The following is an 11,516-nucleotide window of genomic DNA, read 5'->3' as shown; positions in this document are numbered from 1 at the left end:
GCCTAAATCTTGACTATTAATTGCTGCTTCTAATGTTCTCAAACTGCTTATTTGATTGAGATGAACATAAAGCATCGATTGTAAATGCTCATAGGTCTTAAATTTTTCATAATCATAATCAGATTTGAAAATAGTGATACATTCTTTTAGTAAATCTGTAGTTATTGGTTTTATTATTTCTTGAAAAACGGTATCTTTCACTGTACGTCCTTGACCTAAATGGGGATTTAGGGCGCTATCTTAGCGCTTTATCAAGGACGCTCAACTATTTCTTCTTTTACCGGACAGTAGTGCGCCGATGCGGGCAAGACAGGTTGTTTGGCATGTACAGAGAAAATAAAGAGGTGATATAGAGTGGAGCTGCTAGTTGAAAGAGAGTTAAAACGTGGAGAAAAAAATCCCCTCTGACCCTTTGGCATCGGTTTATTTTGATGAATGGTTGCCCGCCTGCGCGGGCAAGACAGGTTGTTTGGCATGTACAGAAAAAATATTGTGTCATTTAACTCCGCTTCGCAGTGAGGAATACTTGAAAGCTGTCGTTCTGGAGATGCCTCCATGCTTTTTTAATCAAAGGCTATTCCATTAGGCAGATTAAATCCATTTTCATTAATGGAACAAACTCCGAAAGCGCCATAAGAATTTCCCGATGGATAAAACGCGGCGATATACGGAAAGGCGGAAGATACTGTGCTGGGGCTTAACAGCCCCATAGCTAGCAGACCAATTAGCCTGCTGGCCGGTGTTTCGTCCTTTTAGTATTCTTAATATCTGAAACTCTATTAAGATTGAATGCCATTATGTCTAAGTAAAGCGTCTACTGTTGCAGCACGGCCTCTGAATTCTTTGTACGCCGATGCGGCTTTTTTGGAACCACCTACTTCCAAAATATATTTTAAGAAATCATGGCCGGTTTTTGCATTGAAGATGCCCTCTTCTTCAAAACGGGAAAAAGCATCGCTGGATAATACTTCAGCCCAACTGTAACTGTAGTATCCTGCAGCATAGCCGCCACTAAAAATATGGCTGAAGCTGTGCTGAAATCGATTATAGGGCGCAATGGGAATAATATTGGTTTTACGACGTACATCAGCAAGAATATCGGCTACCAACGAGCTTGTATTTGCTTTAAATTCTTGATGAATGCGAAAATCAAATAGAGAGAATTCCATTTGCCTTAACATGGCCATGGCCGATTGAAAGTTCTTCGCTGCGATTAAGCGGTCAAATAATGAGACAGGAAGTGGCTCACCAGTATCCACGTGAGCGGTCAATAAAGACAAAGCACTCTGTTCCCAACACCAGTTTTCAAAAAACTGACTGGGTAATTCAACGGCATCCCACTCCACCCCATTAATACCTGAAGCACTTAAATAATCCACCTGAGTCAAAAGGTGATGCAGGCAATGCCCAAATTCATGAAACAGAGTAATCACTTCGTCATGCGACAAGGTTGCTGGTTTAGTCATGGAAGTCTTTGCAAAATTACAGGTTAATGTAGCAATTGGAAGCTGCAATGTTCCATCATCAAGTCTTCGCCTGCTTTGTAGTGAATCCATCCATGCTCCACCGCGTTTATTGGGTCTGGCATATAAATCCGTATAAACATAACCGCGAACCTGATTGTGTTCATCAATAACACCAAAACACTGTACGTCTTTATGCCAAACATCAACGCCAGGGATTTCCTCTATAGTCATTCCATAGAGTTTTTTAACTATGGTAAATAAACCCTGCATCACTTTGGGTTGAGGAAAATAGGGGCGTAATTCTTCTTGAGATAAGGCATAAAGATCCTGTCTCCTTTTCTCAGACAAGAAGGCGACATCCCAAGGTTTCACTGGCGCCAAATCAAATTGCTCTGCGGCGAACTGTTCTAATTGAACAAATTCCTGCTGAGCTTGTTGACGCGCTTTATCAACCAGGTCAGTCATAAATGTGGTGACCTGGCTGGTTGATTCAGCCATTTTTGTTGCCAGGGAGAGTTCTGCATAATTGTTAAATCCCAAGAGCTGGGCTTTTTCATGGCGTAATGCCAATTGTTCGTTGATCAAATCAGTATTATCGTAAGTTCCGGCATTCGGCCCCTGATCGGAGGCTCTCGTGACATAGGCCTGATACATTTCTTCACGTAAGGCCCTATCCTGCGCGTGAGTAATTACTGCTTGAAAACAAGGATACTCAAGGGTCAAAACATAACCATCCAGCCCTTGTTCTTTGGCCAGTTCTCTAGCGGTATTCATCGCATGTTCGGGCAAACCAGCCAGTCGATGCGCATCGGTAATATGCAGAGTAAACGCCTGCGTGGCATCGAGTACATTATTGCCAAACTGATTCGACAGCTCTGCCAACCGGGCCTGAATCGCTTCAAATCGTTTTTTATCGCTCTTGGGCAGTGCAACGCCTGATAACTCAAAATCCAGAAGGCTGTCTTCGATTATCTTTTGCTGTGCAGGATTTAAAGCATGCTTATCTATGGATTTAATTGCTTCATACAATTGATGATTATGGCCTATAGCCGCTTCGTAGGCAGACAATAACGGTAAACATGCATCATAACACTCACGTAAGGCTTTGGAATCCATCACTCCATGCAAATGGGACATAGGCGACCAGAATCGTTCCAGAGAGTCAGCCAAATCATCCAGGGGATAGATCAGATTATCCCAGGTATAATGTTGATTTTCCTTAAGTACAATCTCTATTTGTTCCAAATGCCCTTTTAATAAGGCTTCCAGATGAGTCTTGAATCCGGCAACGTCTATATGGCTAAATTGTGGCAATCCGATTGGCGATGACATGTTATACCCTGGTCTGATAATGAATGCTTAAAAGCATAGCATATCAATTGCTTAAGACTCTACCCACAACTCAATGATGTATCGCCATTCTCTGACAATTCTATTGAGTCTTCCGGAGTAAGAACGGGTTTCACATACCCATCAGATTTCCTGGAAAACAGACCAAACTGTACAACACCAGAAGGTTTCTCAACTGTATCATTAGGCCGGGACAGCTCCACCTTACGGGTTAACGCAAAGGTAAGTGCCCAGGTTATAATTATTAATAAAGCGCCGATAAAAGGAAGAACCGGATTTACTGCCAGAACTGGTATAGCAAGACTCATGCCTATAAATATGGCCAAGGTTCCTGCAAGGTGCAAGCCTAAACGCTGTTTTTCGAACTCAATACGATGATTAATATAATTCAGATGTTCTTTAATTGCCTTTATTTCTTCTTCATCATTCGTTGCCAAGCCCATTTTTTTATATTCATCTTGCAATTTATAAAGTCGATTTAATTCGATGTACGCTCTTAAACTCGAATTGGCAATATCAAACGCGAAGGCAAACAAGGTTAAGTAAATTGCTAAAGGAGCTAAGGTACCGGTCAACACAAAACAATTAAGTAACCCCACACTAACCCACACCAAATCATTACCCAATTCAAACCAACGGCGTTGCAGTTGAGCCATGAAACGAACATGCCAACCCAGCATTTTTTCTTTAGCACCCATGTCAGGCCATAAGATGGTATGCTTTGTCATTAGATAAAGATTGGCCGTTAAACGCGGGATAAAAAAGCTCCAGGCAAGATAGTCAAAAAAGGGATTGGTGTAATAATCCATTATTCCGACACAATATCGGTATGCTTCGGAACCCGTTCCAACAAGATCTAAAAAATTTAATACCCGTTTGGTACGGGTTACAAGAAGTCTGAACCAATTGATCTGCGCCGTATTATCCCTGACATATTGAGTCAATGAGAATTCAGGTTGACATGGTTTTATCATGGAATTCTCGGAAGAAAATTTCATTCCAGCCTGTTCCTCGAGCAGGGTTTTATAAACTTGCTGATGACGCCGTAATCTCGATACTTCACGCGGGACAACAAGATAATGTAAATGAACCTCCTCCAGTAACTGAGCAAGCATTAAAGCGGCTTTTAATTGCTCGATGACCTGCTCCTGGCTGATGTGTCCAGGATAAGAAAAATTATGTCGGATTTGGTGGCATAAGATGCTGTATTCCATGTTGAGAAGAGGATGATTAAGAACCACTTTCTTATAGAATTCGAGCCCAAGCAATTTAATGCGCTCATCAAAAGACCATTGCAGTGAATTACTCTCTGCAACTTGAAGCAAATCGGGGAAACTGCTTTGCAAATGCACAATAACTGGGGTCATGATTTCCTGCAATAACCTATTGGATCTCAAATTCGTTTCTTTTTGGCTTTAATCATTTGGTGTTGCACCGCCAAATCGCCATTTCATCCAAAAGGATACAAAAACAGGCGCATTATGCCAAAATATAAACAATAAGTAAAATTTTAAAAACATTAAAGAAAGAAATTTACATGAGTTGCAACTAAAAATGAATGGTTTTCTTGCTGATTTATGCCTTCTGAGCGACAATAGCGCCTCAGTTAAATGCATTAAGAGTTCGCATGAATCTTTCCAAAGAATTAGCTAATGCCGTGCGCATATTAAGCGTTGATGCCGTAAATCAGGCTCAATCGGGACATCCTGGAATGCCATTAGGGATGGCAGATATAGCAACTGTTTTATGGAAAAAATTCTTAAAATTCAATCCCAAAAATCCGCAATGGTTTAACAGAGACCGTTTCGTATTGTCCAATGGCCATGGTTCCATGCTGCTCTATTCGCTTCTTCACCTCACAGGATATAATTTGTCCATTGAAGAGCTTAGAAATTTTCGTCAATTACACTCTAAAACACCAGGGCATCCGGAACAAGGACATACCCCAGGAGTAGAAACGACAACAGGACCATTGGGCCAAGGTTTGGCTAATTCCGTAGGAATGGCCTTGGCTGAAAAAATACTGGCCAGCCAATTTAATCGTGCTCCCTTTGAATTGGTTGATCATTATACCTATACCTTTGTTGGTGACGGCTGTTTGATGGAAGGTATTTCTCATGAAGCCTGTTCGTTAGCCGGGACTCTGGAACTCGGAAAGCTGATTGTATTTTATGACGACAATGGAATTTCCATTGATGGCAAGGTTGAATCCTGGTTTACTGATGATACAGCTTCCCGCTTTAGAGCCTATAACTGGCAAGTAATTGAAGCGGTTGATGGGCACGACATGAATGCCATTGAGCAGGCGATTATTGAAGCCCGAGCAAATAAAACCCAACCCACCCTGATTATGTGCAAAACAATCATTGGACTTGGTTCTTCTGTTGCCGGAAGTGAAAAATCACACGGCTCGCCCCTCAGTGCAGATGACATAATCAATGTAAGACAGTATTTTAACTGGCCGCATGCACCGTTCGTCATTCCCGACGCCATTGCTCAGCAATGGAATCATATAGAACAAGGTGAAAAGGAAGAGCAACAATGGTTGCAGCTCCAGCATGAGTATCAGCAATGTTTTCCTGAAGAAAACGCTGAATTTTTACGTCGTATTAATGGTGATCTGCCCGATGACTGGCAAGAAGCTTCCGCTGCATTTGTTAATCAATGCCGCGCCAATCAAAAGCCCATAGCCACAAGAAAGGCCTCACAACAGTGCATTGAATATTTTGCAGCGTTGCTACCCGAAATGTTAGGTGGCTCAGCAGATCTAACCGGTTCCAATAATACCGACTGGTCAGGCAGTAAGGCGATAACAACCAAAGATTACTCTGGCAACTATATCTATTATGGGGTTCGTGAATTTGCAATGGCAGCTATAATGAATGGTTTTGCTGTTCATGGCGGCTTTATACCCTACGGAGGAACCTTCCTGGTCTTTTCTGATTATGCTCGAAATGCAGTTCGTCTTAGCGCCTTAATGAATCAACGTGTGATTTACGTATTCACCCACGATTCCATTGGGCTGGGTGAAGATGGCCCAACCCACCAGCCTGTAGAACATGCCGCAATGTTGCGAATGACTCCAGGCATGACCGTCTGGCGTCCAGCAGATTTAATGGAAACTGCTGTTGCCTGGCAAGACTCTTTAGAGCATCATAATGGACCGGCATCTTTACTGCTTTCACGACAAAATCTACCAGCTCTACCCCACGGTGAGAAGGCTGCCGAATTGATTAAAAAAGGCGGATACATTATTAAGGACTGCGATGGAAAGCCTGATGCACTGTTTATAGCAACCGGATCAGAAGTCCATTTGGCCATTCAGGCTGCTGAACAGGCCAAGGAAAAAAGACTAAAAGTCAGAGTAGTATCCATGCCGTGCGGCGAACGGTTTTTGGCTCAGGATGCTGCTTATAAAAATCAGGTATTACCTGGTGATGTTCGGATCCGTATCGCAATTGAGGCTGCAAGTACTGCGTACTGGTATCAATTTGTTGGTTTGGATGGAGCCGTGATAGGCCTGGATAGCTTTGGCGTTTCTGCACCAGCGGCAGAGGCTTATGCCTACCTGGGAATTACCGTAGATCAGATATTAAATACATTGGACAGATTAACAAAACAAACACTTGTGTAACCCGCGCCTTTTAAACGTCAAAAGGATATATTTGTCAAAAACAAATATGAGTAGGGCACCCCAAATCGGAGAAGTAGCATGGCAATACGAGTCGCAATTAATGGCTATGGCCGCATTGGTCGTTGCATTTTAAGATCGATTTTTGAATACAACAGACAAAATGAATTTGAGATCGTGGCAATCAACGACTTATCGGGTATTGATGTCACCGCACATTTAACCCGTCATGATTCAACCCATGGACATTTCGGCTCGGATGTATCAGTGGAAGACAATATGCTCATCATCGATGGCCACAACATCCAGGTCATTGCTGAACGCAATCCATTAAATCTTCCCTGGAAGGATTTAAATATTGATATCGTTTTTGAATGCACTGGGTTCTTTACCAATAGAGAAGCCGCCATGCAACATATTACTGCCGGAGCTAAAAAGGTATTAATTTCAGCACCTGGTAAAGGGGTTGATGCAACTGTAGTTTATGGAGTAAACCATCATATTATCAAAGCAAGCGACACAATAGTATCCAATGCGTCTTGCACCACAAACTGCCTGGCTCCAGTAGTCAAACCATTGAATGATGGACTGGGTATAGAACACGGCTTGCTCAATACCGTTCATGCCTACACTAAAGATCAAATGCTCCTGGATGGCAGCCATAAAGATTTACGGCGCGCACGCTCAGCAACTCAATCGATTATTCCAACCAAAACTGGTGCCGCAGCAGCAGTAGGTCTTGTTTTACCTGAACTTGAAGGCAAACTCGATGGTTTTGCCATGCGTGTACCCGTGCTTAACGTTTCCGTAATTGATTTAACCTTTACAGCGAAGCGCGAAACAACCGTTGAGGAAGTGAACAACCTTGTACGTCAGGCAAAAAGCAGAATTTTACACATTAATGACGACCCTTTGGTTTCTTGCGATTTTAATCACAATCCCGCATCATCTATTTTTGATGCAACTCAAACTAAAGTATTGGGTAATCTGGTAAAAGTAGTTGCCTGGTATGATAATGAGTGGGGATTCTCCAATCGTATGATCGATACAGCACACCAAATGATGAATTGTTAAAGGATAACGCATGAATCTGATAAAAATGAGCGATATAGACCTGGCTGGTAAACGGGTTTTAATTCGTGAAGATCTGAATGTGCCGATTAAAGATGGGATAATAACCAGTGACCAAAGATTACGGGCAGCACTGCCAACATTGAAAACTGCCCTGGATGCAGGCGCAGCAGTGATGGTACTTTCCCATCTTGGTCGGCCGGAAGAAGGTCGCTATGAAAAGCGCTTCTCATTGCAGCCGGTTGCTGATTATTTAAAACAAAATCTCAATTATCCTGTACGATTTGTCAGTGATTATCTTGACGGAATTGAGATTGCACCAGGTGAATTAGTCATTTGTGAAAATGTACGGTTTAATCCTGGTGAAAAAACCAATGATGAGAACCTGGCTAAAAAATTAGCGAATCTGTGTGATGTTTTTGTGATGGATGCGTTTGGAACTGCGCATAGAGCGCAAGCATCTACTTATGGCGTAGCACAATACGCTCCGGTAGCGGCTGCAGGCCCATTGCTGGTGCGTGAGCTTGAAGCGTTGCAGCTGGTGCTCAAAAATCCTAAAAAACCCATTGTAGCCATAGTGGGAGGCGCAAAAGTCTCTTCCAAGCTGAGTTTACTGAAACAACTGGTAGGCATGGTGGATTATCTAATTCCTGGCGGTGGAATAGCCAATACCTTCTTAAAGGCACAAGGATTTGAAATTGGTGTTTCTTTGTATGAACCAGATCTTCTGGATGAAGCACGTCTGATCCTTAAACTGGCTGAAGAAAAAGGCTGCAAAATCCCCTTGCCTAGTGATGTAGTAGTAGGCAAATCATTCAGTGAATCCTGCCCTGCCTTTAATAAAACCTTGGCTAATGTGGCCGCCGATGACATGATTCTTGACATTGGTCCAATAACGGTTAGCGACTACGTCGACATCATTGATGAAGCTAAAACCATCATCTGGAATGGTCCGGTTGGTGTGTTTGAGTTTGCCCAATTTGCTTATGGAACCCGAGCACTTGCCATTGCGATTGCGTCAAGTGATGCATTTTCCATTGCAGGTGGAGGCGATACTTTAGCTGCAGTAGATCTCTATGATTTGAATAATCAAATTTCCTATATTTCCACTGGAGGTGGAGCATTTCTTGAGTGTCTGGAAGGAAAAACTCTGCCAGCAGTAGCCATTTTGCAGGAGCGGGCTAAAGATGTTAAGACGGACTAAAATTGTAGCGACCCTTGGCCCAGCCAGTAAAGATCCGGTCACCTTGCGTGCAATGCTTGGTGCCGGAGTCGATGTGGTGCGTATTAATTTTTCTCATGCTGATGCCTCAGCCATTGAACTTATAGCTCTCGTGCGAAAAATTGCCCAGGAAATAAATCATCCCGTAGCCATTATGGCGGATTTACAAGGTCCGAAAATTCGAATTGGACGTTTTAAAGACAAATCCATTACCTTGGTTGATGGCCAGAATTTCATTCTGGATTGTCAATCCAAAGGTGAACTGGGGGATCATCAGGGAGTCTCCGTAGCTTATCCCAATCTGGCCGATGAACTGGATGCCGGGGATCATCTGTTACTCAATGACGGATTGATTGAATTGGAAGTGACGGACATTGCTGGCTCCAAAATTCATTGCCATGTCATTGAAGGTGGCGTACTCACTGATCTGAAAGGATTAAACAGGAAAGGAGGCGGACTGGCAGCAAGAACCCTGACGGAAAAGGACATCAACGATTTGCGCACTGCAATTCAAGCCGAGGTGGATTATATTAGCTTGTCCTTTGTAAAGGATGCCCAGGATATTCGTAATGCACGGGCATTAATGACTGAATTTGGCGCCAAAATCACCCCTATAATTGCCAAGATTGAACGAACTGAAGCGCTGGATCACTTAACCGACATTATTCAGGAAGCTGATGCCATAATGGTAGCCAGAGGCGACCTGGGAGTTGAAGTTGGTGCAGCAGAAGTTCCAGCCATACAAAAACACATTATTGAGCAAACCCGTCTTTTAGATAAAGTTGTCATCACTGCAACTCAGATGATGGAATCAATGATTAGCAATCCTCAACCAACTCGAGCCGAAGTATCCGATGTAGCCAATGCGATATTGGATGGAACCGATGCTGTCATGCTCTCTGCCGAAACAGCAAGCGGTCAATTTCCGATAAAAGTAATTTCCATGGTCAATAAAATTTGCTTAAGCGCAGAAAAGCACGCCAGCTTTTTTTATCATGCCGATCCTGAGTCATGCCATTATCAACGTGCAGATCAAGCAATAGCCATGGCCACCATGCACGCAGCCAATCATTTTCCAATCCAGGCAATCATTACTCTGACCGAATCCGGTGATACAGCGCTTTGGATCTCGAGGCAACACAGTACCGTCCCTATTATTGCTGTATCTGCCAATAAGCGAACCGTAGGACGTTTGTGTTTGGTTAATAATGTATATCCCATTTATCTTGACTACCATAATCTGGATCACCAAAATCTCAGTCAAGAAATCATTCAGGAATTAGTCAATTCGCAACTCATTAATAAAAATGGTTATGTTTTATTCACTCGAGGCAGAACGATTGGAACACCAGGTGGCACTAACTGTATGGAAATAATTTCAGTTGAACTTTAGAGTCTGTTGACCATTACTTCCTTCGCCTAAGCTCCGGGCTTTATGCACGGAATCGAGTAATGGTCGCATTATTAACAGGTGAATTTAAGTAAGCCCCTCATAAATAACAAAAACAATTCAAGAGACGTGAGAAAAAAGAGATGACACTACACTCAGCGTCCACTGAAACAATAAATTGGTGATAAACGTTCTGTCTGAAAATTGGCTGCGAACTCACATACCTCAGTACAACCACGTTTTAGATCAAAACTTAAACAAATCACCGTTTATTAGCTATACTTGATTTATTAGCCATTTAAAGCACACATCATGGGAAACACTATAGACAAGTCCTCGCTACTCTTCAGGTATCAGGATAAATCGGCCTGGTTAGGGGTGAGTAAAGAACAATATAGAACAATTGCTGAAGAAATTATTATTCTTAAGAAAAAGCAACCAGAAGCTGTAACCGAATTTTTAAAAAATGTTAGCGCATTTGATTACGTCAAATTAAGCGAAGCTCACAAAGACTTCATGAGCGAAACCCTATTTTCTTTAGATAAAGATACACAGAATAATTATATAAAAGCACTGGATACATCAAAACATGGTACCTATAACATTTTTGCTCGTATTCTTAATTTTATATCCATTAACTTCATCCATTTTTCTCAAACAGCCTTCGCCAAAAAAAGTAACCTACTCGATCCCTCTGGCGAATGCATGGGATTAACAGGTACCTGGCTGGTTACAGATAAATTCCACAACAACTTACGCAAGGAAGTAAACAGCGGCGTGGACTACAGCGATATGCCCATGGTGCGCCAAATCGCTTTTCTACAAAGAAATCAAGAAGTAAAAAGCAGACATAACGAGGCTTTTGACAGAAAAAGTAAACCTTATACTGAAGAAAAAAAATCAGAGATTGCTCAAAGCATCGTTAAAGATATCGTAGAAAACCCTGAAAAAGATCGCATCCAGTTCTTTATGCGCTGTAAAGAAGAAAAAACCGGCCATACTACAGGCATGAGAATTACCCATATGGAAGGTGGGCAGTTCAAATTGACCTACTACGATCCTAATTTCGGTGAAAAACGATCTGGTGCATTCACTAATGACGCCGATGGACAATTGAAAGCAGCGCAGTTCGTAGAAAATGCCCTTAACTTTACTGAAACGCTTTCGATGAAAACCAATAATGTTGTTGATGTATCTTACAATATCAACTCCAGAGCGGATTTAAAAAAAGACTTCGATAGGGATGCCAATCCTGGTCCGACACAATGTAAGGAACATGAACAAGCAATTAAAAATCAGTTACTCAATATGAAACGTGACATAAAAGAGTCACAAAAGCCTGAAGCACGAGATGAAGCTTCAAATTCAGCTAGTCCTCATGCTTAA

The 11,516-nt window shown here is 42.2% G+C and carries 8 protein-coding genes; 5 read left to right on the top strand and 3 right to left on the bottom strand.

Translation table 11 applies throughout. The annotated features are described in order from the left end of the window. The 3 genes from ELY21_RS01340 to ELY21_RS01330 all read right to left on the bottom strand — a co-directional run. Positions 1-201, bottom strand: a 201-nt coding sequence (locus ELY21_RS01340; protein ID WP_127106158.1) for a DUF4372 domain-containing protein, incomplete at its 3' end; no start/stop codon positions are given. Positions 202-779: 578 nt separating this feature from the next. Next, positions 780-2,798: a M3 family metallopeptidase gene (locus tag ELY21_RS01335; RefSeq protein WP_127106156.1), complete on the bottom strand. Its 2,019-nt coding sequence runs from the start codon at positions 2,796-2,798 to the stop codon at positions 780-782. A 59-nt stretch (positions 2,799-2,857) separates the two neighbouring features. Beyond that, positions 2,858-4,183, bottom strand: coding sequence for a hypothetical protein (locus ELY21_RS01330; RefSeq protein ID WP_127106154.1), 1,326 nt, complete (start codon positions 4,181-4,183; stop codon positions 2,858-2,860). Positions 4,184-4,443: 260 nt separating this feature from the next. Between ELY21_RS01330 and tkt the strand changes: the two genes are divergently transcribed. From tkt to ELY21_RS01305, 5 genes are all read left to right on the top strand, one after another. Beyond that, complete coding sequence (gene tkt, locus ELY21_RS01325; protein WP_127106152.1) at positions 4,444-6,450, top strand: transketolase; 2,007 nt, start codon at positions 4,444-4,446, stop codon at positions 6,448-6,450. 78 nt (positions 6,451-6,528) lie between these two features. After that, the gene (gap, locus tag ELY21_RS01320; protein ID WP_127106150.1) at positions 6,529-7,521 is read left to right on the top strand and encodes a type I glyceraldehyde-3-phosphate dehydrogenase; all 993 of its coding nucleotides are present in this window, start codon (positions 6,529-6,531) and stop codon (positions 7,519-7,521) included. 10 nt (positions 7,522-7,531) lie between these two features. Beyond that, a complete protein-coding gene (locus ELY21_RS01315) occupies positions 7,532-8,722 on the top strand; it encodes a phosphoglycerate kinase (protein ID WP_127106148.1) in 1,191 nt (396 codons plus the stop codon). After that, a complete protein-coding gene (gene pyk, locus ELY21_RS01310) occupies positions 8,706-10,133 on the top strand; it encodes a pyruvate kinase (protein ID WP_127106146.1) in 1,428 nt (475 codons plus the stop codon). Before ELY21_RS01315 ends, pyk begins: the two co-directional genes overlap by 17 nt. A gap of 375 nt (positions 10,134-10,508) precedes the next feature. Continuing rightward, positions 10,509-11,516: a hypothetical protein gene (locus ELY21_RS01305; protein WP_127106144.1), complete on the top strand. Its 1,008-nt coding sequence runs from the start codon at positions 10,509-10,511 to the stop codon at positions 11,514-11,516.

Origin of the sequence: Legionella sp. km535 (assembly GCF_003990085.1) — a bacterium.
GTDB classification, from domain to species: Bacteria; Pseudomonadota; Gammaproteobacteria; order Legionellales; family Legionellaceae; genus Legionella; species Legionella moravica.
This window is presented reverse-complemented; position numbering and strand designations above follow the sequence as displayed.

Bases quoted from the DNA above. Each gene is read 5' to 3' on its own strand.
- ELY21_RS01335 (WP_127106156.1), bottom strand. From the start codon at position 2,798: ATGTCATCGCCAATCGGATTGCCACAATTTAGCCATATAGACGTTGCC.
- tkt (WP_127106152.1), top strand. From the start codon at position 4,444: ATGAATCTTTCCAAAGAATTAGCTAATGCCGTGCGCATATTAAGCGTT.
- gap (WP_127106150.1), top strand. From the start codon at position 6,529: ATGGCAATACGAGTCGCAATTAATGGCTATGGCCGCATTGGTCGTTGC.
- ELY21_RS01330 (WP_127106154.1), bottom strand. From the start codon at position 4,183: ATGACCCCAGTTATTGTGCATTTGCAAAGCAGTTTCCCCGATTTGCTT.
- ELY21_RS01315 (WP_127106148.1), top strand. From the start codon at position 7,532: ATGAATCTGATAAAAATGAGCGATATAGACCTGGCTGGTAAACGGGTT.
- pyk (WP_127106146.1), top strand. From the start codon at position 8,706: ATGTTAAGACGGACTAAAATTGTAGCGACCCTTGGCCCAGCCAGTAAA.